Origin of the sequence: Massilia sp. Dwa41.01b (assembly GCF_014171775.1) — a bacterium.
In the GTDB taxonomy this organism is placed as follows: Bacteria; Pseudomonadota; Gammaproteobacteria; order Burkholderiales; family Burkholderiaceae_D; genus Telluria.
The window spans coordinates 2,706,358-2,728,744 of the sequence record NZ_CP050454.1 but is presented as its reverse complement, the minus strand read 5'-3'; the positions used below and the strand labels follow the sequence as shown (position 1 = coordinate 2,728,744).

Genomic DNA, 22,387 nt, shown 5'->3' with positions numbered 1-22,387 from the left:
GTATTGACAGGGGCGGCTGCCTTTCTCGCGTCGCTAATGTGTGTCGGCTACAATGCGCGTTTGTCACACACATTCGATCGATACATGTTCCAGAAACTACTTGCCGGGCTTGCCTTCGCCGGTACGCTGCTGGCACCCGCACTGGCCCTGGCCAGCGGCTGCCCCGACCACTATGCCGACGGCCGCGCGCCGGAAATCCGCAACCCGAAACTGGCCGCGGCCACGCGCGAGCTGTGCTACGGCGTATTCAGCGTGATGCATTCGGGCGTGACGCGTACGCCCTTGTGGTCGGCCGAAAATCTGCGCGCCGAAAACGTCGCCTCGGCCCAGGGCCTCAAGCGCGACAACGCCTTCCATCCGGAACCGCGCTTGCCGCGTTCGCAACGCGCCGAGCTCGACGATTACGCGCGCAGCGGCTTCGACCGCGGCCACATGACCCCGAACGGCGACATGCCCGACCGCCAGACCCAGCGCGAAAGCTTCACGCTGGCCAACATGGTGCCCCAGGACGGCGACCATAACCGCCACATCTGGGCGCCGATCGAGGGCGCGGTGCGCAAGATGGCCAAGAAGGAAGGACAGCTGTACGTCATCACCGGGCCGGCCTTCCTCGGCACGAACCTGCGCAAGGTCGGCAAGGTGCTGGTGCCGACCCATCTGTACAAGGTCGTGTACAGCCCGCGCCAGAGGGCGGCGGCCGCCTGGTTTACCGAGAACCGCGCCAACGCCGACATCCAGGTGATTCCGGTGGCCGAGCTCGAACGCATCGTCGGCATCGAGTTCCTGCCTTCGCTGACGCGTGCGCAGAAGGAGCGCATGCTGAACCTGCCGAGGATCCGCCAGAAGAAGTCCTTCCGTTTTTCCTGACCCCGATTCAACCCTGACGCCGAGAGGAAACCCATGCCCACCAAGAAGGCCGGCTTCGTGCCCTTCGCTAACGAAGCCGACGTGCTGCACGTCGGCGACCTGATGCTCGAGAACCGCCTCGACCGCATCACCATCTCCGGCGACGTCGACATCACGCTCGACCAGGCCGGTCTCGCGCATGCGCGCCGCTTGCACGCGATCCTGTCGGCGGTCGTGGAAAAACTCGAGGGACAGGACCTGCCGGCACGGCTTCCTCCGCCCGATATCAAGACCGTCGACAACCCGTTCAACTGAACCCCGCGGCGCCCCTGCGTCGCGACCCGCCTTTGCCAGCGCGCCCTTACTCACGGGCGCCCTTGCGCGCCACCCCTTTCTCCCGCAAGCACGCACTGCCGACTGACCTCAACATTTACAGGGGTCAATGGTGCGGCATGCCCCAACGGTTTGGGGTAACCTGATTTCGTCTCGCGCCAGCAACCGAACGGAGTCGTATTCATGGCAGATAACATGACAGGCAGGCCCCTGGAACCCACAGCACCGGACCCCTTGCGGATCCCCGTCGCCGCGGAGGAGCTTGCCATCGGCACCCGTACGGTGGACACGGGGCGCGGCGTGCGGATCCACAAAACCGTGGTCGAACAGCCGGTCACCATCGACGAAGCCCTCGGGCACGACGAGGTGGAAGTCCGGCATGTCGCGGTCGATCGGATCGTCGCGCCCGACGAGGTACCCACCACCCGCCAGGAGGGGGACACGCTGGTCGTGCCGATCCTCGAGGAAGTGCTGGTGGTGGAGCGCCGCGTGCGCATCAAGGAAGAGCTCCACATCACCCGGACACGCCGCGAGGAACGGCACCAGCAGGAAGTCGTCCTCAAGGCAGAGCAGGTCAATGTCGAACGTTTCGACGATTCCGGGCCCCCGCCAACGAAGTAACCAATGTATCTGGAGGAATGATCATGCAACATACTCTGATAGCTGTCTTCGATAACCACAACGACGCCACCAACGCCCAGAACGAATTGCTGTCCTCGGGCTTCTCGAGCGCCGATGTGCGCCTCTCGCATGGGAACGAGAGCACGAATGCACCTTCGCTCACCGGTTCGGGCACCGATTCCAGCCTGGGGTCCTCGACCGACGCCGCCGGCACCGAGCCGGGCATCGGCGCCAGCATCAAGAACTTCTTCAGCGATATCTTCGGTACCGATAACAGCGAACACAGCACCAAGTACTCGACCGCCGTCGAGCGCGGCAACCACGTGCTGACCGTGAACACCGACAGCGAGCCGGAAGTCGAGCGCGCCGCCGACATCGTCGAGCGCTACGGCCCGATCGACATCGACGAGCAGTCGGAAAAATGGGCAAGCGGCGCAGGCATGGGCACCGGCATGAGTTCGGGCGCCATGATGGGCGGCGCAGGCTCGAGCATGGGTGGCCAGTCGATGTCGCTGCAGTCCGACACCGACCGCCTGCCGCTGAACCAGCAGTCGCTCAACGATCCGAATCCGATGGGCACCACCTACCAGGAGCCGCTCGGATCGCGCGACGAACTGAGCGTGGGCAGCTACGGCTCGGGCAGCGGCAACCTGCAGCAGAACACCACGGGCACCTCGGCCGGCATGGGCGGACGTACCGAGGCCGCATCGTCGCTGTCGAGCTCTTCGCTGACCGGTTCCTCGCTGGAAGGCTCGGCATCCTCGTCCGGCAGCCTGCAGGGCTCGTCGACCCTCGGTTCGCAGCAGCGCGACACCGCCACGATGCGCGATACCGCCGCCATTCCGGTAGTGGAAGAGCAGCTGAAAGTGGGCAAGCGTGAAGTCCAGCGCGGCGGCGTGCGCATCTACTCGCGCATCGTCGAAACCCCGGTCAACGAAAGCATCGGCCTGCGCGAAGAGCACGTGAACGTCGAGCGCCGTCCGGTCAACGAACCGATCAGCGGCCTGGATGCCACCGCCTTCAAGGAGCAGTCGATCGAGATGCGCGAAACGGCCGAGGAAGCCGTCGTGCAGAAATCGGCGCGCGTGGTCGAGGAAGTGACGATCAACAAGGAAGTCACCCAGCGCGAACAGCAGATCCACGACACGGTGCGCCACACCGAAGTGGAAGTCGAGCAGCTCGGCGGCGCGCAGTCGAGCATGATGGGCGACGACGAGTACTACCGCAACCACTTCACCAGCACCTACGGCAGCACCGGCGGCAAGTACGACGACTACGCCCCGGCCTACAGCTATGGCACGCAGATGCGCCAGAGCGAACTGTACCGTAACCGCCCCTGGGACGACGTCGAGCCCGAACTGCGCAGCAGCTGGGAATCGCGCAATGCCGGCAGCACTGGCAGCACCGGCGGCGTCGGCGGTACCTGGGACAGCATGAAGGCCGCCGTGCGTCACGGCTGGGACAAGATGACCAAGTAAGCGCACTTGCATGAGCCGGCGATGTTTGCCGGCCGCGCAATGACAACGGGCGCCCTCGGGCGCCCGTTCTACTGTCAAGCCGCAACGCCGGGAAATCCGGACGCTGCGTGCTTCGCGGGTGCCGCGCTTGCGGCGTTCGCGTCCCTCACTCGGCGAAGGCTTGCGCCGCCGGCGTGATCCTGATGTTCTCCGCCTTGATACCCAGCTTCATGTTGCCGATCATAGCGTCCTCGTCGAGTACGGCCTGCGGCTTGGCCGCGTCGTACTTGATCGGCGAGAAGGCATCCGTTACCAGCGCTTCCCGCAAAGCCGCCGCATCCCTGGTGATCATCACGACCGACAGCTTGCGCGCCGACAGGTGCTTCCTGATCGCGGCATTGACATCGGCCGCGGTCAGCTTCGACAGCCCGTCGCGCATCATTTTCGTGAATTCCGGCGTGCCGTACCACTGCGAATCGAGGGCGTAGCCGAGGCGCTGGTCCTGGGTCGCGGTCATCACGAAGACGTTCTTCATCAGGTAGCCGCGGGTCGTCTCGAAGTCCTGCTCGCTGATGCCGCCGTCGACCATCTTGCCCAGTTCAGACAGCGCGAGACGCAGGGCGAAATGGGCGTTCTGCGGTGCCACCGGACGGATCCAGACTTCGAACAGCTGCGCCTTGCGGCCCAGGTTCGGGCTCGGGAAGAAGCCGTTCATCCCGCGCGGGAAGGCCTCGATGTAAGCATAGTCGCCGTAGTTCAGGCCGCGCAGTTCGCGGATGCGCTGGTACAGGCGCGCACTCGACGCACGGTGCTCGCCCAGCCAGGTCTTGGCCAGCCACAGGGCCGGGAAGTCGGGATGGGAACGGGTCACCTCGATCGGCAGGCCGAACGAGATCGCGGTCGCACGCGTGTTCTTCTCGATGATTTCCACTTCCAGTCCGTTCGGCTTGCGCGCTTGCGGCACGCCCGTCGCCGCCAGGCCCGGCCCGACCGGCAGGCGCGCGAGCGCCGCTTTCAAGGAAGCGGTCATCGCGTCGCTGACGTCGCCCGAGATACCGACCTTGAGCGCGCCCGTGGTGTAGGCCTGGCGGTAGAAGGCCTTGACGTCGTCGAGCGTGATCGATTCGATGCCCTTGACGGTGCCGAGGACGGGATGCGCATAGCCGGTACCGACGAACACATTCGCCTGCAGGCGCTCCTTGGCGAACTCTTCCTCGTTGTTGTCCTTGAGGTCGAGCAGCAGGGCGTTCTTCTGCCCGTCTTTCACGCGGCGGAAGTCCTCTTCCCGAAAGCCCGGCTCGAGCAGCATTGGCAGCGCGATGTCCAGGAATTCATCCCATTTGTCCTTGTGGATCGAGCCGGTGAAGGTCGTCATTTCCTTGTCGACCTGGTCGCTGAAGCCGCCCGCAAGCGGGAACAGGACCTTGTCGATCTCGTCGAGCTTGCGCTCGCGCGAGCCTCCTTCGGAAACCATCGACGCCGTCAGCGCGGCCAGGCCTTCCTTGCCTTTCGGGTCGTGCGCGGAACCAGCGGCAAAGAGCAGCTTGAAGCGCACCAGCGGCAGCGCCGACTTCTGCACCAGCATGTCGATGTTCGCGCTGGCTGCCTGCGGCGCCAGGCTGGCGACCTTCGGCAGGGTCTCGATCCCGCTAGGGAGCGCGCCATTTGCCAGCGTCGTGACGATCATGCTGTCGTCGACCAGGTACTTGCGCGCGGCCGCCTGCAGGTCGGCTGGGGTCAGGCTGTCGACCAGGCGGTAGTAGCGGTTCAGGGTGCCGTAGGAACGCTCGAAATGGACGTAGGAGGCCAGGGTCGAGGCGATCTGTTCGGTGTTGTCGAGCGAGCGGATCAGGCCATACTTGTTGGCCGACTTGGCGTCAGCCAGTTGCTGTTTCGAGACCGGCGTGTCGCGCAGCCTGGCGACCGCCTGCAGGATGGCATCGCGCACGTAGAGCGCGTCCGCCGGGTTCTTCACACGCGCACCGATGGTCGCCAGGTTCGGATCGACCCGGGTCGGCGCGTAGTTGAACAGCTGGTCGACTTTCTGTTCGTCCTGCACCAGGCGCTTGTACAGGGGCGAAGTATGGCCGAAGGCCAGCGACAGCGCCATCGACAGCGCCGCCTGGTCCTTCTGCCTGTCGGAGAAGGCGGGGGCACGGAAGCCCACTGTCACCAGCGGCAGGGTCGGCGTCGGCCATGGCACGTGGCGGTACTGGGCGCCGCGCGCGGCAGGTTCAAGCGGCACCGGCGCCTTGTAACTGCCCTTTTGCCAGCCGGCCCAGTACTTTTCGACCAGCGCGATGGCGCGTTTCGGGTCGACGTCGCCGGCCACGATGACCGTGGTGCGCTCCGGCCGGTACCAGCGGTCGAAGAACACCTTCGAGTACTCGTACTGGTTGGGCATGTCCTCGATGTCCTTCAGGAAGCCCATCGTCGTGTGCTTGTAGGTGTGGGTCGTAAACGCCGCGTCGCGCTGGACCTCGAACAGCTTCTGCATCGGGTTCGCGCTGTTCTTGTTGTACTCGCCGAGGACGGCGCGCGACTCGGTCTTGAAGGCCTCGACCGGATAGTCCAGGTGCTGGAAGCGGTCGGCCTCGACCTTGAGCACCGTCTCCAGGTCTTCCTTGGCGAAGGTGGTGTAGTAATTGGTGAGGTCGTCGCTGGTGTAGGCGTTCTGTCGCGCGCCCGACTTCGTGATGATTTCCTGGTATTTCTCGGGCGGGTAGGCTTTCGTCCCGCGGAACATCATGTGCTCGAAGAAGTGGGCAAAGCCCGACTTGCCGGGCTCGACTTCGTTGCGCGAACCGGTCTGCACCGGAATCGTCACCGACACCAGATTGGGAAAGCCGGTCGGAACGACGATGACCTTCAGTCCGTTTGCCAGGGTTTTCTCGGTCGCCTTGAATGGCAACACGTCGCTGCTGGAAGCGGACGCGGCGGACGCAGCCTGGCGCGGGGCGGCGGTCGCCGGGAGGGCCAGGATCGGCGCGGACAGCGCGAGGAGCGCCGTCGGGATGAGTTTGGACACACTGTCTCCTTGGGAAAAATTCTAGCGCGAAGCATAAGATATTCCCCAGGGAATGAACAGCGCGGAAATGTAGGTACTTTCGGACGCAGCGGCCCGGCTGACGGCAGGCCGGCCGTCAGCCCTCCGCGGACGGCAGGCTGATGCGGTTGCGGCCGAGATGCTTGGCCCGGTACAGGGCGGCATCGGCAATGGCGACGAGTTCGCTCGCGTTGTTGTCCGGGCCGGCAATGGCGGTGGCGGCGCCGATCGACACCGTCACCCGCTTCGCCGGCGCCAGGCCATTCGGCAGCTCCAGGCTTTCCACGCGACGGCGGATGCGTTCGGCGACGATGGCGGCGCCCTTGAGCGACTGGTTCGGCAGGATCACGGCGAATTCCTCGCCGCCGTAGCGGGCCACGAGGTCGTTGGCACGCATTTCGCTGGCCACGGCGGTGGCGATGCGTTTCAGGCATTCGTCGCCGCCGAGGTGGCCGTTGGCGTCGTTATAGGCCTTGAAGTTGTCGACGTCGACCATCAGCAGCGACAGCGGCTGGCACTGGCGCAGCGCGCGCGTCCACTCGGCGGCAAGCGTGTCGTCGAAGCAGCGCCGGTTCGCCAGGCCGGTCAGGCCATCGCGGGTGGCCAGCTTTTCGAGGGCGATCTGCGCCATCTTTTCGTCGGTGAGGTCGCGCAGGCTCTCGATGACGGCCTTCAGGTGGCCGTGCTCGTCGAAGATGGGGCTGGCGTCGACGCCGAGATAGCGGCGCTTGCCGACGCGCGGCATGTCGCACCAGGTCTCTACCGACAAGTGGCCGCAGGCCGGCTGCGGCTTGCCATGGCGCGGATACATGTGGCGGATCTCGTCGGTGCGGTTCTGGATGACCAGGTCGGCCAGCGTCGGGCGCGGCTCCTCGTAGAAACTGTGCCAGTGGTTGTCGGTCCCGATGATTTCGCCCGCCGGCACACCCGTCAGGCGCGCGCAGGCGCGGTTCCAGATCAGGACCTGGCCCTGGCTGTCGAGCACGAAGACGGGAATGGCGAGCATTTCCATCAGCTGGTGGGCAAAGCCGAGGCTGGCACCCATGCCGGCCAGCGGCGCCGTGACCGAGGCGGCGAGTTCGCGCATCCCGGCCGCGCCCGTGCTGGCGGCAGGGGCATCCGGCACCGGATGGGAGGAACACTGCGTGCTTGTGCTGGTCATCGAGGGGCCTTTACTATCCGTGGAGCAATCTATTGATTGCTGACAAGGCCCGATTCTGCAACCGCGAGGGGTGCTCGCTATTGATTTGCAGCAAACGTCACAGGATTGACTTCTCAGCCGGCTACCAGCCCACGGGGCGCTGGAAGGCTGAGCAGCAGGGCATTTCCCGCACCCGGAGTGTTGCTCATACGCAGCTGTCCGCCCAGCGCGTCGATCCGCTCGCGCAGGCTCTCGATTCCGCAACCGCAAGCCATGCTGCGGCCGTCGGGCGCCACGACGCCGTTGTCGTCCAGTCGCAGGCTGAGGCGCTCGCCGCCGCGGTCGAGGCAAACGTGCACTTCGGTGGCACTGGCCTGGCGGGCGACGTCGGCGAGCGCTTCCTGCAGTACGCGGTAGAGCAGGGCGTCTTCATCGGGCCCCGTGCCCGGCGCACCGACGGGCAGGGGCGCCGCGTCGAAATAATGGGCGATACCGCTGTTGTCGGTGAACTCGGCCAGCAGCCGTGCCAGCGCCGCGTCCAGGCCTTCGCCCGGGGGCAGGGGGCGCAATTGGCTGACGACCGCGCGCAGGGAGCGCAGTGCCAGGTCGAGGGTGACGATCATCGCCGTGCTCTTCTGGTGCACGGCAGGATGGATGCCGTTGCTCGAGACCTGCAGCAGCGACAGTTCGATGCGCAGGGACAGCAGCATCTGGCCGAGTTCGTCCACGGATCTCGTGCGCAATGCGGCCGCGCTCGCCGTCGCGCGCGTTTTCCTGCTGGCGCACCACCCGCGAGAGTACGGCCTGGGTTTCGGCGAGCATGTTTTCGAGCTGCTGGCGCGCCGTGCTTTCGCGCGCGAGGCGCGTGCCGATCTCGCGTGCGCAGTCGTCGGCGTCGATCACCCGGCGCAGTAACAGGCAGACTGCGCCGCCGGCGCCGAGCAGCGACAGGATCGTCGCCAGCATGCCCAGGCCGGGGGCGCCGGCACCGCCTTCGGGAGCCATCGCGCCGAGAGCGCCGAGCATGCAGGCAAGCAGGATCGCGAGCGCCAGGATGCTGCCGGTAGTGCGGGCCAGTGCGGTCGTCATGTCGCTCCTTCTTACGGATATAAGAAATTTCCTCCAGTAAAGTTAGCCCAGGACCAAGGGGGGGTTCTTGTTGGGAGTCAACAACTATGCCGCGTGGCAATTGCTAGGAATGGCGGCCCGCGACCAGCCACGGGTCGGCAAGGTGGTGCAGGGCGGTTATAATGGAAGGTTGACGAGAGGCTTACCGTGACCTATAGCATCAAAGAGATCTTCTACACCTTGCAGGGCGAAGGCGCCCATGCCGGACGGCCGGCGGTGTTTTGCCGCTTTTCCGGCTGCAACCTGTGGAGCGGACGCGAGGCCGACCGCGCCACCTCGGTCTGCCAGTTCTGCGACACCGATTTCGTCGGCACCGACGGCGAGCGTGGCGGCAAGTTCCGCGACGCGGCCAGCCTGGCGGCGGAGATCAATGGCCTGTGGCCGGCAAGCTACGCCGCGAGCAAGTACGTCGTCTTCACCGGCGGCGAGCCACTGCTGCAGCTCGACGCCGCCCTGATCGAGGCCATGCATGCGCACGGCTTCACGATCGCCATCGAAACCAACGGCACCCTGCCGGTGCCGGCCGGCGTCGACTGGATCTGCGTCAGCCCGAAGATGGGCTCGAAGCTGGTGGTCGAGAAGGGCAACGAAATCAAGGTCGTGATTCCGCAGGCGCTGCAGGACCTGTCCCATTACGAGCACCTCGACTTCGAGAACTTTTTCGTGCAGCCGATGGATGGTCCGCTGGCCGCGCACAACACGCGCCTGGCGATCGAAACCTGCCGCAACAACCCGAAATGGAAGCTCAGCCTCCAGACCCACAAACTGCTCCAGATTCCCTGAGCAGCAATTTCCAATTACGCAGATGTTGACCATTACCCGCAAACTCGAATTCGATGCCGGCCACCGGATTCCCGACCACAAAAGCCAGTGCCGCAACCTGCACGGGCACCGCTACACCCTGGAGATCACCCTGGTCGGCGCCGTCATCGAAGCCGAGGGCAACTCGGACAACGGCATGATCATGGACTTTTCCGATATCAAGGCGCTCGCCAAGGAGCACCTGGTCGACGTCTGGGATCACGCCTTCCTCGTCTACGAGAAGGACGACAAGGTGCGCGAATTCCTCGCCAGCCTGCCCGGCCACAAGACCGTCGTCATCGACCGCATCCCGACGGTGGAGAACCTGGCGCGCGTCGCTTTCGGCATCCTGAAAGCGGCCTACACCGACCGCTTCGGCACCGGCCTGCACCTGCACAAGCTGGTGCTGCACGAAACGCCGAACTGCTGGGCCGAAATCACGGATGACTGAGACGATGCCGGGTCAGTTCCCCGAGCTGGCGCCCGTGGCGGACGACATGGGCACGGCGGCTGGCGCCACGGCCGCCACGCCAGAGGACGAACACTTCATGCGCCTGGCGCTGGCCCAGGCCGAACTGGCGCGGGCGGCCGGCGAAGTGCCGGTGGGAGCGGTCGTCGTCAAGGACGGCGAAGTCATCGCCACCGGCTTCAACCAGCCGATCGGCCGCCACGACCCGACGGCGCATGCCGAAATCGTCGCCCTGCGCGCCGCCGCCGAAAAGCTCGGCAACTACCGCCTGCCGGGCTGCGCCCTGTACGTGACGCTGGAACCCTGCGCGATGTGCTCGGGCGCGATGATGCATGCACGATTGCAGCGCGTCGTGTTCGCGGCGCGCGACCCGAAGACCGGTGTCTGCGGCTCGGTGCTCGACCTGTTCGCGCACACCGTGCTGAACCACCATGCCGAAGTGAGCGGCGGCGTACTGGCCGAGGAAGCCAGCAGCATGCTCAAGGGCTTTTTGCCGAGCGCCGGCAGGCTGCCCGCCGAAGCGTGGCCGGCTAGCCGCACGCACGCCGGGGCGGCGCCGCAGACGCTGCGAAAATGCTATGCTGGCCTTCACCGTACAGGAGGCCTCTCTTGCCGTACCCATCCACACATCGATGCCGCCCCGCGCAGCCGGTCCAGTCGCCATGCCGACCCTGACCGCCAACGGACTCCGCATCGCCTTCGACACCGCCGGAGACGCCAAGTCGACGCCGGTGTTGCTGCTGCACGGCCTCGGCATGCAATTGACCAGCTGGCCCGACGAATTCGTCGAAGGACTGGTGGAGCTCGGTTTCTATGTCATCCGCTTCGATCACCGCGACTGCGGCCTGTCGACCAAGTTCGACCGTGCCGGCAAGCCCAACCTGTGGTGGAGCTGGCTCAAATCGCGCCTGAAGCTCCCGCTGCGCCCGGCCTACCGCCTCGAAGACCTGGCCGAGGACGCGCTCGGCGTGCTTTCCGCGCTCGGCGTGGCCAAGGCCCACGTGGTCGGCGTCTCGATGGGCGGCATGGTCGCCCAGATCCTGGCCGCGCAGCACCCGCAGCGCGTGCTCAGCCTCACTTCCATCATGTCCAGCAGCGGCCGCCGGGGCCTGCCGGGCCCGAGCCATGCCGCGCGCCAGGCGCTGCTGCGGCGTCCCGCCAGCCCGAACGATATCGAGTCGCTCATCGACCAGGCGGTCGCCCTGCAGCAGGCCATCGGCAGCCCGGCCTATCCGACTCCGGAAAAGCACCTGCGACGGCGCGCGGCACGGCCCTGCGGCGCAGCCATTGTCCGGCCGGGACCATGCGCCAGATGCTGGCGGTGGCCGCGGCAAGCGACCGCAGCGCCTTGCTGCAGTCGATTACGGTGCCGACCCTGGTCATCCACGGCGCCAGCGACCCCCGGTGCCGCTGGCCTGCGGCGAGGACGTCGCGGCCCGGGTGCCGGGAGCGCGTCTCGAGGTCATCGAAGGCATGGGGCACGACCTGCCAGCCCAGCTGAACGAACGCTTGCTTACCTTGATCGACTTCCATGCGCGGGGTAAGATGGCGCCGGACTCAACACCGCGCCTTTTCGTCAGACAGTGAGCACTTCCCCCCTTGGCGTCGCCATCGTCGCCCCCGCCGGTTATACGCCGGACCGGCTTGCCGTCGAGCGCGGCATTTCCCGTCTCGCCGCACGCGGCTGCCGCGTCTTCAATTATTACGATCCCGATGCGGTGCACGAGCGCTTCGGCGGCACCGACGCCGCGCGCCTGGAGCAGCTCTATGCCGCCAGCGACAATCCGGACGTCCAGCTCGTGCTGGCGGTACGCGGCGGCTACGGCCTGACCCGCCTGCTGCCCGCGCTCGACTTCGAGCGCCTGGCGGCCAGCGGCAAGATTTTCGTCGGCTATTCCGACATCACGGCGCTGCACATGGGCTTGATGGCGAAGGCGGGCGCGCCGAGCTACGCCGGGCCGCTGCTCGCGGGCGACTTCGGCGCGCCGGAGCCAGACGCCTTCACCATCGAGAGTTTCTGGCGCTGCCTGGCCGGGCCCACCCACCTGATCACCGAGCAGGCCCCTGGGCAACCCGGTGCTCGATGCCAGCGGCCCGATCTGGGGCGGCAACCTGGCGATGCTGGCCTCGCTCATCGGCACGCCCTGGTTCCCGCGCGTCGACGGTGGCATCCTGTTTGTCGAGGACATCAGCGAGCACCCCTACCGGGTCGAGCGCATGCTGTTGCAGCTGCACCAGGCCGGCGTCCTGGCGCGCCAGCAGGCCGTGATCCTGGGCGACTTTTCCGGATACAGGCTGGGGCACCTGGACAATGGCTACGATTTCGACACCATGCTCGCCTATCTGCGGGAAGTGCTCCCCGTTCCCGTGCTGACCGGCTTGCGCTTCGGCCACGTGCCGCGCCGGGTGACGATTCCGTTCGGCGCGCAGGCGCGCCTGCGCAGCAACGAAGAGGGCTTCACGCTCCTGTTGAGCGATTACCCCACCTTGCGTTTTCCTTGAGCCGCGCGCCCAGCTCAGGCCAGCGGGCTGGCTTGCGCGTCATCGCTGCGGCGCGCCGAGGCGGACCAGCGCCGGTTGAGGTAGTCGCGGGCAGGCTGCTCGACCAGGTGGAAGGCGGCCACGCCAACGATTAGGAAAGACCCAGGCCCGGGGCAGGATGCAGGCCTTCGTGGCGCACCAGCTGGTAGAAAGGTTGCTGCCACAGGTAGAGCGAGAACGACCAGGTGCCGAGCTGGCGCAAGGGCGGCCATTCGAGGACGCTGCGCAGGAAGGAAGGGGCGCGATCGAGTGCATTGACGGCCAGCGCGAACGCGCCGCAGCCGGCGAGCAGGTGCACCACGCGCGGCAGCGACCACCAGTGTGCCGCCAGGCCGAGCAGCATCAGGCCCGGGACAAGCATGGCGGGCAGCACCCGGGACGATGGACCGGGGCGGCCGCGGGCACCCAGCAACAGCAGCAGTCCTGAAGCGAAGATGCCGAAGGCAGCCACTTCCGAGTTGTCCCACAGGCCAGTCCAGCGCCCGGCGAACACGGTGGCGTACACGCAGGCGACCAGGACGATGGCGGCGGTCGCGATGCCGACGGCGCGGATGCCGCCCGCCAGCGTGGCGCGGCTGGCGATGGCGACGATCGACAGCAGCACGTAGGCGTGCTCTTCCACGCTGAGCGACCAGATATGGCCGAAGGGCATGGTCCAGGGCGTGCCGTTTGTCAGGTAATTGTTGGTGAAACTGGCGGCGGTGGCCAGCTCGAAGAGGTCGACGGGACGCCCGCAGGCAAGGTACACAGCGGTCACGACGGGCAGGTAGAAATAGACCGATGGGAAAATGCGGGCGATGCGGCGCCGGTAGAACAGCGGCAGCGGCGCCTTTTGCAGGAACAGGATGCGCGTCATCAGGAGGCCCGACAGCACGAAGAACAGATGCACGCCGACCAGGCCGAGGTTGATGCCCGGCACAGGGAAGAAGTGCCCGAGCAGCAGGCAGACGATGGCCAGGCCACGCCAGCCGTCGAGGGCGGGAACGTGGCGCGGCGCATGCGGGGCGGGCGGCGAAGGGGGCGGCGAAGGGGGCGGTGTGGATGGCGTCAAGGCGGCAGGGACAGGAGTCACGAACACCGCCAGTGTAGGCAGGGCTTGTTTGAGTTTCTATTCGAAATTGCAATTTGTTACGAATTTGTTAAGCGGAGGCGACCCCGCCGGTTGCGCGGCGGCGCCGGCTAGGGCGGGCCCCGGGCAGAGGGCGATTCGCCTCCCGCCGCCAAGGCGTGCTGTATAATGCCCGCCATTCGATAAACCTCTGATTTCCTGGCCTAAACAGCCATTCCAGCATGCTATCTACAGCAAATATCACGATGCAATTCGGCGCCAAGCCGCTGTTCGAAAACATTTCCGTCAAGTTCGGCGAAGGAAATCGTTACGGCCTGATCGGCGCGAATGGCTGCGGCAAGTCGACCTTCATGAAGATCCTCGGTGGCGACCTCGAACCATCGGCAGGCAACGTCAGCCTCGACCCGGGCGAGCGCCTGGGTAAGCTGCGCCAGGACCAGTTCGCGTATGAAGACGTGCGCGTGCTCGACGTCGTCATGATGGGCCACACCGAGCTGTGGGAGGCGATCGCCCAGCGCGACGCCATCTACGCCAATCCGGAAGCGACCGACGACGACTACATGCGCGCCGCCGAGTTGGAAGGCAAGGTCGCGGAATACGACGGCTACTCGGCCGAAGCGCGCGCCGGCGAACTGCTGCTGGGCCTGGACATTGCCAGCGACCTGCACCAGGGCCCGATGAGCGCCGTGGCGCCAGGCTGGAAGCTGCGCGTGCTGCTGGCCCAGGCCCTGTTCTCGAATCCGGACATCCTGCTGCTCGACGAACCGACCAACAACCTCGACATCAACACGATCCGCTGGCTGGAAGACGTCCTGAACCAGCGCAACTCGACGATGATCATCATCTCGCACGATCGCCACTTCCTGAACCAGGTCTGCACCCACATCGCGGACATGGACTACGGCACCCTGAAGGTGTACCCGGGTTCCTACGACGACTACATGCTCGCCTCCACCCAGGCGCGCAACCAGCAGCTGGCAAATAATGCCAAGGCCAAGGAAAAGGTCGCCGAACTCCAGGACTTCGTGCGCCGCTTCTCGGCCAACAAGTCCAAGGCACGCCAGGCGACGTCGCGTGCCAAGCAGATCGAGAAGATCAAGATCGAGGAATTCAAGCCGTCCTCGCGCGCCTACCCGTTCGTGCGCTTCGAAGGCGAGAAGAAGCTGCACCGCCTGGCAGTCGAGACCGAGGGCCTGACGAAATCCTACGACCGTACGCTGTTCCGCAACTTCTCGATCATGGTCGAGGCGGGCGAGCGCATCGCGATCATCGGTGCCAACGGTGCCGGCAAGACCACGCTGCTGCGCTGCATCGGCGGCGAAGACATCACCGGCCTGTCGGCCGACCAGGGCCGCGTGAAGTGGGCCGAGAACGCCAATGTCGGCTACATGCCGCAGGATCCAACCGAAGAATTCCAGAAGGACGACGTGCTGACCGACTGGATGGGACGCTGGACCAAAGAGGGCGACGACGACCTGGCGGTGCGCTCGATCCTGGGCCGCCTGCTGTTCGGCGGCGACGAGGTCAAGAAGTCGGTGAAGGTGCTCTCCGGTGGTGAAAAGGGTCGCATGATGTACGGCAAGCTGATGCTGGGCCGCCACAACGTGCTGCTGCTGGACGAACCGACCAACCACATGGACATGGAATCGATCGAGTCGCTCAACATCGCGCTCGACAAATACGAAGGCACCCTGATCTTCGTCTCGCACGACCGCGAGTTCGTGTCCTCGCTGGCCACGCGCGTGCTCGAAGTGAAGCCGAACGAAGTCGTCGACTTCCGCGGCACCTACGAAGAGTACCTGACGAGCCAGGGCATCGCCTGATGTCGTCTGATTGTACGGGGCATCGCGCGGACAGTTCGCCGGCATGACCCCGTAGGGTGGGCGGGTCTCCCGCCCACGCGTTCAACCGGCTGCGGCACAAGCGCGCCGGTATTCCGCCATTAACGTGAATCGACAGCGCATGAACATCCTGCCCATCCAGACCTACGAATACGACCACCCGCAAGACGGCGCCGCCTGCACCGCGCGCGCCTGGGCCCGCATCCCCGAGCAACCGTCGCCCGACGAAAAGCTCGTCCTGAAAGAGCGCATCCGCCGCCTGCTGAAGGAAAAGGAAGCGGTCCTGGTCGCCCACTACTACGTCGATCCCGAACTGCAGGACCTGGCCGAGGAAACCGGCGGCTGCGTCTCCGACTCGCTGGAGATGGCCCGTTTCGGTCGCGACCATCCGGCCAGGACCCTGGTGGTGGCCGGCGTGCGCTTCATGGGCGAGACGGCGAAAATCCTCAGCCCCGAGAAAACCATCCTGATGCCGGACCTGGAAGCGACCTGTTCGCTCGACCTGGGCTGCCCGGCCGACGAATTCGCGGCCTTCTGCGACCAGCACCCGGACCGCACCGTCGTCGTCTACGCCAACACCAGCGCCGCCGTCAAGGCACGCGCCGACTGGATGGTGACCTCCTCGATTGGCCTCGATATCGTCAAGCACCTGCACGAAGAGGGCAAGAAGATCCTGTGGGCGCCGGACCGTCACCTCGGTTCCTGGATCCAGAAGCAGACCGGTGCCGACATGCTGCTGTGGCAGGGCTCCTGCCTCGTGCACGACGAGTTCAAGGGCATCGAACTCGACCTGCTCAAGGCCGAGTACCCGCATGCCAAGGTGCTGGTGCACCCCGAGTCCCCGGCCAACGTCGTGGCCCAGGCCGACGTGGTCGGCTCGACCACCCAGCTGATCAACGCCGCCGTCACGCTCGACGCCACCCACTTCATCGTCGCGACCGACAACGGCATCCTGCACAAGATGCGCGCGGCTGCCCCGGGCAAGCACTTCATCGAAGCGCCGACCGCCGGCAACAGCGCCACCTGCAAGAGCTGCGCGCATTGCCCGTGGATGGCGATGAACGGCCTGCGCAATCTGGCCGAGGTGCTCGAGTCTGGCGCCAACGAAGTGTTTGTCGACCCCGCCATCGGCCGCGAAGCCGTGCGCGCGATCGACCGCATGCTCGATTTCGCCGCCGCCAAGAAGGCAAAAGCGCTGCCGAGCGGCGCGCTCGAGCAGAACGCCAACCTGTATTCGAACGTGGGACCCGCATGACGACTCCGAAGAACCCTCACGCCGCTTTCGACGACAAGCTGCAAGCCGCTTTCGAGCAGAACATCCTGGCTGCGCTGCTGGAAGACGTCGGCAGCGGCGACCTGACCGGCAAGCTGGTACCGGAAGCGCCGCGCGCCAGGGCACGCGTGATCGTGCGCGAAGAAGCCGTGCTTTGCGGCGCGCCCTGGTTCGAGGGCGTGATGCTGGCGGTGGACCAGGACATCGAGATCGACTGGCAATATGCCGAGGGCGACCTGATGAGCGCCGATTCCGTGGTCTGCACGATCGAAGGTTCGCCACGCTCCCTGCTCACCGCCGAGCGCGCCGCGCTGAACTTCATGCAGCTGCTCTCGGGCGTGGCCAGCGCGACGCGCAAGTACGTCGACGTGATCGCGGGCACGCAGGCCGCGATTCTCGATACCCGCAAGACGCTGCCGGGCCTGCGCCTGGCGCAGAAGTACGCGGTGCGCGTTGGCGGCGGCAAGAACCAGCGCATGGCCTTGTATGACGGGATCCTGATCAAGGAAAACCATATCGCGGCGGCTGGCGGCGTGACCCAGGCGTTGGCGAATGCGACGGCGCTCAATGCGAGCCGGGCTGCCAGCGTCCCGGTGCAGATCGAGGTCGAAACGATCGCCCAGCTGGAGGAAGCGCTGGCGGCCGGGGTCAAGTCGGTCTTGCTCGACAACTTCAATCTGGACATGATGCGCGAGGCAGTCCGGGTGAATGCCGGGCGTGCGCTGCTGGAAGCGTCCGGCGGCATCAACATGGGTACCGTGCGGGCGATTGCCGAGACGGGTGTCGACCGGATCTCGATCGGCAGCCTGACGAAGGACGTGCGGGCGACGGATTATTCGTTGCGGATTGTCGGGTAACGCGGTTTTCCCGCGTGGGCACGGAGCACCCACCCTACCGTTGTGTCGTAGGGTGGGCGCCCCGTGCCCACGCCGTCAACGTCGACGCCTCGGCGGCCCGTCCATTCCACCTTGCTGTTACACGCCGCTTTCGCTGGCCCGTGCCGGGGCTTCCGCCCGTGGGCTGCGCAGCGCCGGCGGCTCGCCCACTGGGCGGCGATCGCGTCGACCGCCGTCACCACCTGCTCGGGATGCGCGTAATGCACCATGTGCCCCACACCGGGCATCAGGTGCAGCTCGCTCGACTGCTCGCCTTCCCGCAGCGTTTCGTGCAAGCGCTCGGACTCGTTGCCCGGCCAGACGATCTTGTCCTGGGTCCCCGTGACGATCTGCACCGGCACCCGCAGGCGCCCGATGCGCTTCGATAGCGAGGCGGCCGCGGGCACCATCAGGAACCGCTTCGGCCGCGGCGGCGCGCAGCTGGCCGGGCCGCAGTGCCATCCACGGGTCGAGGCGGCGGAAGCGCTCGGACACCGGCTGCGGCGAGAACACCCGCTTCGCTAGCAGCGGCCACAGCAGACGCCCGATGAGCGGCGACACCGTGTAGCGCATCAGGTCGCCAATAAGCGGAATCGCCGGCTGCGCCTGGACCGTCACGTCCAACCGCAGCGTCGGATAGTAATAGCCCGACAGCAGCACCAGGCCGCGGACCACGTCGGGCACCTGCAAGCCCATCGCCAGCGCGACCATCGTGCCCCAGGAGTGGCCAACCACGATCGCGGAATCGACGCCGATTTCCTGCAGCGCATGGTGCAGCAGGCGTGCCTGGGCGTCGGGTGTCCAGACCGTGGAGCGCGGACGCGCGCTGTAGCCGTAGCCGGGGCGGTCGAAGGCGATCACCCGGTAGCGCTCGCTCAGCTGGCCGACCAGCCCGCTGTATTCGAAGTCGCTCGCATACACGCCGTTGCCGTGCAGGAGCACCAGCGCCGGGCCGCTGCCCCGTTCCGGTAATGCAGGCGTACGCCGTCGACGTCGACGAACTTGCCGTGTGGCGGATTGTCGGTCTCGGCCTGTTTGGTCTTGCTGCGCACGTAGAGCCGGGAAGCGGCCAGGCCGATGCCTGCCAGCAGCGGCGCGGGGCAAGCCGGAGCCGGCGCCACTGGAGGTGCGGCCGAATGAATCGCGTTGTATCGTCAAAGTATTCCCCTTTCCTTGATGAGGTCGATGGGAACCGGCGCCGCGTCGGCGCCCAGCAGGGTTGCCGCCGCGGGCAGCAGCCTTTCGGCCGATTCCTCGATTTTCAGGCTCAGCAGTTCGTCGGCACGGGTGATGCCGAGGTTCACGGCGGCGATGGGCTTGCCGGCGGCGCGTGCCATGCGGCAGAAGCGGAAACCGGAAAACACCATCAGCGACGAACCCACCACCAGCAGCGCATCGGCCGCCTCCATTTGCGCCACGGCGAGCGCTGTGCGTGCCGCCGGAACGTTGTCACCAAAAAGACGACGTCCGGCATCAGGGTGCCGCCACAGTGATCGCACCGGGCAGCTGGAAACCTTCGAGCGCGCCGGGTTCCAGCTGGGCGTCGCCGTCGGGCAAGGGCCTCGCCATCGCGCCGGCAAGCGCCGGGTTCGTCTCCACCAGCTGGGTCTGTACGAAGGCGCGCGGCATGCGGGCCCCGCAGTCGAGACAGATGACCGAGTGGATGTTGCCATGCAGCTCGAGCACGGCGTGGCTGCCGGCCTGCTGGTGCAAGCCGTCGACGTTCTGCGTCAGGAGCGAACCGATGCGTCCCGCCGCTTCCAGCGCAGCCAGCGCTGCGTGCCCGGCATTCGGGCAAGCCTTGGCCAGGGTCGGCCAGCCGACCATGCTGCGGGCCCAGTAGCGCCGCTGGACCGCTTGCGAGCGCCGGAATTCGGGTCCCTGGATCGGGAGCTTGCCGCGCCGTACGCCATCGCGATCGCGGTAGTCGGGAATGCCAGATGCCGTCGACAAACCCGCGCCGGTCAGCACGAGCGTTTTCGGATGGCGTTCGAGGAAATCGGCAAGTTGCACCGCCCCGTCGTGTTGCGTGAATCCTTCAGCCATCGTGTTCCATCCTCCATTCGGATGGGATCGTAGCATTCTTGCCGGGGCGGCCAACACACGATTCCGGGCGGTCATGCGGCGTCGGCGCTACCGGGGCTGGCCCGGCTGTCGGGCATGGGCGTAAAAAAGCCCGCTCGGGAGCGGGCTTTTCGGGGGAGGCGAGCAGCGATCAGCGGCGCATCACTCCGCCAGCAACTCCGGCACCATCTTGCCCGCGCCGATGCGGAAGATGCTGCCGCCGCCCGTCACGCACAGCTGTTCCTTGCCGCTGGCATCGCGCACCGTCCTCGTGCAGGTCGCCGGCGGTGCGGTCCAGGTCGCCTTCCATGATTTGGAGGAAGGGTCGTACTGCGTCAACTGCATGGCGGAGGTGAAGGCGCCGGTATCCCAGCGCGAGGCGTGGCCGGCCTCCAGGCTTTCCATCTGGATGTCGTTGACCGGATAGGGCGGGGTTTCCATGGCTTTCCACGAGTTGCCGGCATCAAGGGACACGCTCAGCTTCGAGAAACCGCCCTGCGCCTTGAAGGCGGTCAGGATCGCGCCGTTCTTCGCACTGCGCAGATGGGTCACGTCATGCGGTGCCGACACGGTTTTCCAGGTGCGCGCGCCCAGGTCGTAACGTTCGATGCTCGCCAGCGTATTGACCAGATAGTAATTGCCGGCCACGCTGGCTCCAAGCGAACCCATCTGGAACCAGTTCAGCTTTTTCGGCAAATCGATCTTGCGCAACAGTGTCGGTGCCATGGTCGACGGGTCGAGGACATACACCTGCAGGCTTTCGATCTCGGCCGTGCGTCCCGTCGCCGCTCCGGCAAACTTGCCGGTGAGGACGAAGTACCCATTGCCCGCAAAGTGAATGTTGATGACGTTTTCTTTTTTATCGAAGCCATGCACCCGGGACCAGGTCTGTCCCTTGTCGGCGCTGGCGAGCAGCACGCCGTCGTGGGTACCGGCCAGCACCCTCGGCCCGGCCGCTTCGACGGCGGTCAGCGGCGAGATGGTGCCCGTGTCGATCACGCGCCAGCTGCCGGCGGCGTCGCGGCGCCGAAGCTGGCCGAAGTTGCCGCCCGGGTAGACTGCCCCCGCGGCGTCGGCGCTGGAACCGCCCATGACGGGCGCCGCCGACGGCAGATACAGCTTCGTGAATTCCTCGAGGCTCTTCGCGCTGCGCAGTTGCGTGCGTAGAGGCGTCCTGTTCGCGTAGTCGACGTAGGCCGCGATCGCCTGGACCAGCATGCCGCCAGCCGGCAGGTTGTTCGCCGTCGGTACGTGCTGGACCGGCGGTGGCGCCGTCGGCTTCCATTCGATCCGCTCGCCCAGGCCCAAGCCGTCGAAGGAGCGGGTTGCCGCATCGACCGCGGCGCTCAAGTCCTTGTGCCGCAGCGGCAGGAGCACCTGTTCATTGTCGCCAATGCCTGCCCATGCGATACCGCCCATGTCCGTCACGTGGCCGGCCTTGACCTCGACCGGTGTGTAGCTGTCCTTGTTTGACCCGCGCATTTGCACGATCTCGTACTGGCCCGGCGGCACCCACAGCCCGAGCACTTCGCTGTCCGTTGCCGTTGGCGCAAGGACGTACTCGGCGCCTCCGCCGACGGGACGCAGCGTGATCTCGGGTGCGCCGACGCCGAGCAGGCGCGGCAGCGCAACGGCGACGTAGCCGTGGGTTTGTCGCATCTGCGCGGCGGACTGCTGCACCGGCGCGGTGGTGCCGCATGCCGACATGGCGGCGGCGATGCTGAGGGTGAGGGCAAGTCTCGTGATCGTTTTTTTCATGATGTTGTGAGCGGATGTCAGGAGGGCGACGCCGGCAAGCGCGTCGTGGAGGCGGCGCCGGGCACGTGTACAACTTACCAAAAGGAAATACTGATTGTACAGCGGGACGGGAGCATCCCGCGCGTCTTGCCGCGCCTCGGCGAAAAAACAGGGCGAGCACCGCCGACCGACCGCGACGGCGTGGCACAGCGCTTTGTTGTGGCCTTTCGTTGGTGTGTGGCCGACTCAGCGCGCCGAGACGGCGATGCCGCCCACGATCAGCAGGAAGGCGAGCGCGTGATACAGGTGGGGCGGCTCGCCCAGGAAGCTCGAGGATAGCAGTGCGGTGAACAGGGGCGTCAGGTTGATGAAGAAGGAACCCAGCGTGGGGCCGGCGCGCATGACCCGGCGCCCCAGCAGCGCATGGCGACGATGGACCGGCCCAATCGCCACGTAGAGGAGGGCCGCGGCGAGCGGCCAGCTCCAGGCGACGTCGATACCGGCGCTGGCCGCTTCGGCGCCGCTCAGCGCGGCGCACCACAATACGCCGTAGCCGACCTGGGCCAGCAGGAAAGCGGCCCAGTCCGCGCGCAAGCCGGGCACATCCCGCTGCTGCATCAGCAGCCAGCTATAGAAGGACCAGGCAATTGTCGCCAGGATCATATAGAGGTCGCCCGCCACCAGGCGCAGCGCCGCCAGCTGCCCGAGGTCGCCCCGGCACAGCACCACCAGCACGCCGGCGATCGACAGCAGCGCGCCGGCGATTTGCTTGCGCCTGACCCTGGCCCCGAAGAACAGCCGGCCCACCAGCAGCATCCAGACCGGCATGCCCGCGGCCACCAGGGTCACGTTGATCGGCGTGGAGCTTTGCAGGGCCAGGTATTGCAGCGAGTTGTACAGGCCGATGCCGAACAGCCCGAGCAGGCTGTAGCGGCGCCAGTTGGCGAGCACTCCGGAGCCGGGGCGCAGGGCCGCGCGCCCGAGCGGCAGCAGGATCAGCAGCGCGATGGCCCAGCGCAGCAGGTTCAGGGTCATGGGCGGGACGGCATCGCGCACCATGCGCCCGACGATGGCGTTCCCCGCCCAGAGCACGGGCGGTACGGTCAGCAGCAGGGCGGTGGAAAAGGACAGCTTCGTTTTCATGG

General features: G+C 66.3%; 20 protein-coding genes and 3 pseudogenes. 14 read left to right on the top strand and 9 right to left on the bottom strand.

The genetic code is table 11. The features are described from left to right. Positions 1-84: 84 nt before the first annotated feature. The 4 genes from G4G28_RS12475 (at position 85) to G4G28_RS12460 (ending at position 3,278) form a co-directional block, all read left to right on the top strand. Positions 85-867 carry a DNA/RNA non-specific endonuclease gene (locus G4G28_RS12475; RefSeq protein ID WP_182988498.1) on the top strand — a complete coding sequence of 261 codons (783 nt, stop codon included), beginning with the start codon at positions 85-87 and terminating at the stop codon, positions 865-867. A gap of 33 nt (positions 868-900) precedes the next feature. Next, the gene (locus G4G28_RS12470) at positions 901-1,161 is read left to right on the top strand and encodes a hypothetical protein (protein WP_182988497.1); all 261 of its coding nucleotides are present in this window, start codon (positions 901-903) and stop codon (positions 1,159-1,161) included. Between the two features lie 201 nt (positions 1,162-1,362). Continuing rightward, the gene (locus tag G4G28_RS12465) at positions 1,363-1,800 is read left to right on the top strand and encodes a YsnF/AvaK domain-containing protein (RefSeq protein WP_229425041.1); all 438 of its coding nucleotides are present in this window, start codon (positions 1,363-1,365) and stop codon (positions 1,798-1,800) included. Between the two features lie 23 nt (positions 1,801-1,823). Further along, positions 1,824-3,278, top strand: a complete 1,455-nt coding sequence (locus G4G28_RS12460; RefSeq protein WP_182988496.1) for a YsnF/AvaK domain-containing protein — start codon at positions 1,824-1,826, stop codon at positions 3,276-3,278. A 145-nt stretch (positions 3,279-3,423) separates the two neighbouring features. Here G4G28_RS12460 and G4G28_RS12455 read toward each other — a convergent pair whose 3' ends face one another. The 3 genes from G4G28_RS12455 to G4G28_RS12445 form a co-directional block, all read right to left on the bottom strand. Continuing rightward, positions 3,424-6,285, bottom strand: a complete 2,862-nt coding sequence (locus G4G28_RS12455) for a pitrilysin family protein (RefSeq protein ID WP_183107393.1) — start codon at positions 6,283-6,285, stop codon at positions 3,424-3,426. A 115-nt stretch (positions 6,286-6,400) separates the two neighbouring features. Continuing rightward, a complete protein-coding gene (locus G4G28_RS12450; RefSeq protein WP_182991809.1) occupies positions 6,401-7,315 on the bottom strand; it encodes a sensor domain-containing diguanylate cyclase in 915 nt (304 codons plus the stop codon). Between the two features lie 263 nt (positions 7,316-7,578). Beyond that, positions 7,579-8,172: a sensor histidine kinase gene (locus G4G28_RS12445; RefSeq protein WP_183107392.1), complete on the bottom strand. Its 594-nt coding sequence runs from the start codon at positions 8,170-8,172 to the stop codon at positions 7,579-7,581. A 7-nt stretch (positions 8,173-8,179) separates the two neighbouring features. On the opposite strand from G4G28_RS12445, the gene G4G28_RS12440 reads away from it, so the two are divergent. The 7 genes and pseudogenes from G4G28_RS12440 to G4G28_RS28310 all read left to right on the top strand — a co-directional run bounded on the left by G4G28_RS12440 (position 8,180) and on the right by G4G28_RS28310 (position 12,344). Further along, the gene (locus G4G28_RS12440; RefSeq protein ID WP_183107391.1) at positions 8,180-8,359 is read left to right on the top strand and encodes a hypothetical protein; all 180 of its coding nucleotides are present in this window, start codon (positions 8,180-8,182) and stop codon (positions 8,357-8,359) included. 360 nt (positions 8,360-8,719) lie between these two features. After that, positions 8,720-9,355, top strand: a complete 636-nt coding sequence (gene queE / locus G4G28_RS12435) for a 7-carboxy-7-deazaguanine synthase (protein WP_182988493.1) — start codon at positions 8,720-8,722, stop codon at positions 9,353-9,355. A 22-nt stretch (positions 9,356-9,377) separates the two neighbouring features. Next, the gene (queD, locus tag G4G28_RS12430) at positions 9,378-9,824 is read left to right on the top strand and encodes a 6-carboxytetrahydropterin synthase QueD (protein WP_182988492.1); all 447 of its coding nucleotides are present in this window, start codon (positions 9,378-9,380) and stop codon (positions 9,822-9,824) included. A gap of 46 nt (positions 9,825-9,870) precedes the next feature. After that, positions 9,871-10,376: pseudogene (tadA, locus tag G4G28_RS12425) on the top strand (tRNA adenosine(34) deaminase TadA). Positions 10,377-10,504: 128 nt separating this feature from the next. Continuing rightward, positions 10,505-11,386, top strand: coding sequence for an alpha/beta fold hydrolase (locus G4G28_RS12420; RefSeq protein WP_229507602.1), 882 nt, complete (start codon positions 10,505-10,507; stop codon positions 11,384-11,386). Positions 11,387-11,425: 39 nt separating this feature from the next. After that, positions 11,426-11,740: pseudogene (locus G4G28_RS28315) on the top strand (LD-carboxypeptidase); the annotation flags it as partial. Between the two features lie 178 nt (positions 11,741-11,918). Next, positions 11,919-12,344, top strand: coding sequence for a hypothetical protein (locus G4G28_RS28310; protein ID WP_308600494.1), 426 nt, complete (start codon positions 11,919-11,921; stop codon positions 12,342-12,344). A gap of 130 nt (positions 12,345-12,474) precedes the next feature. Here the strand turns inward: G4G28_RS28310 and G4G28_RS12410 are convergent, their stop codons facing one another. After that, a complete protein-coding gene (locus tag G4G28_RS12410; RefSeq protein ID WP_183107390.1) occupies positions 12,475-13,455 on the bottom strand; it encodes an acyltransferase in 981 nt (326 codons plus the stop codon). A 218-nt stretch (positions 13,456-13,673) separates the two neighbouring features. On the opposite strand from G4G28_RS12410, the gene G4G28_RS12405 reads away from it, so the two are divergent. The 3 genes from G4G28_RS12405 (at position 13,674) to nadC (ending at position 17,423) form a co-directional block, all read left to right on the top strand. Further along, the gene (locus G4G28_RS12405; protein ID WP_182988489.1) at positions 13,674-15,275 is read left to right on the top strand and encodes an ABC-F family ATPase; all 1,602 of its coding nucleotides are present in this window, start codon (positions 13,674-13,676) and stop codon (positions 15,273-15,275) included. Between the two features lie 139 nt (positions 15,276-15,414). Continuing rightward, positions 15,415-16,548 carry a quinolinate synthase NadA gene (gene nadA / locus G4G28_RS12400; protein ID WP_182988488.1) on the top strand — a complete coding sequence of 378 codons (1,134 nt, stop codon included), beginning with the start codon at positions 15,415-15,417 and terminating at the stop codon, positions 16,546-16,548. Further along, positions 16,545-17,423, top strand: coding sequence for a carboxylating nicotinate-nucleotide diphosphorylase (nadC, locus tag G4G28_RS12395; protein ID WP_182988487.1), 879 nt, complete (start codon positions 16,545-16,547; stop codon positions 17,421-17,423). The genes nadA and nadC overlap by 4 nt, the downstream gene beginning before the upstream one ends. A 117-nt stretch (positions 17,424-17,540) precedes the next feature. Here nadC and G4G28_RS12390 read toward each other — a convergent pair whose 3' ends face one another. The 5 genes and pseudogenes from G4G28_RS12390 to G4G28_RS12375 all read right to left on the bottom strand — a co-directional run bounded on the left by G4G28_RS12390 (position 17,541) and on the right by G4G28_RS12375 (position 22,385). Then, a complete protein-coding gene (locus G4G28_RS12390; RefSeq protein WP_229507601.1) occupies positions 17,541-18,383 on the bottom strand; it encodes an alpha/beta fold hydrolase in 843 nt (280 codons plus the stop codon). Beyond that, complete coding sequence (locus G4G28_RS26080; protein ID WP_229507600.1) at positions 18,317-18,562, bottom strand: hypothetical protein; 246 nt, start codon at positions 18,560-18,562, stop codon at positions 18,317-18,319. Before G4G28_RS26080 ends, G4G28_RS12390 begins: the two co-directional genes overlap by 67 nt. A 33-nt stretch (positions 18,563-18,595) precedes the next feature. Then, positions 18,596-19,487: pseudogene (locus tag G4G28_RS12385) on the bottom strand (NAD-dependent protein deacetylase). A gap of 180 nt (positions 19,488-19,667) precedes the next feature. After that, complete coding sequence (locus tag G4G28_RS12380) at positions 19,668-21,263, bottom strand: hypothetical protein (RefSeq protein ID WP_183107389.1); 1,596 nt, start codon at positions 21,261-21,263, stop codon at positions 19,668-19,670. Between the two features lie 225 nt (positions 21,264-21,488). Continuing rightward, positions 21,489-22,385: a DMT family transporter gene (locus G4G28_RS12375; protein WP_183107388.1), complete on the bottom strand. Its 897-nt coding sequence runs from the start codon at positions 22,383-22,385 to the stop codon at positions 21,489-21,491. Positions 22,386-22,387: the final 2 nt, after the last annotated feature.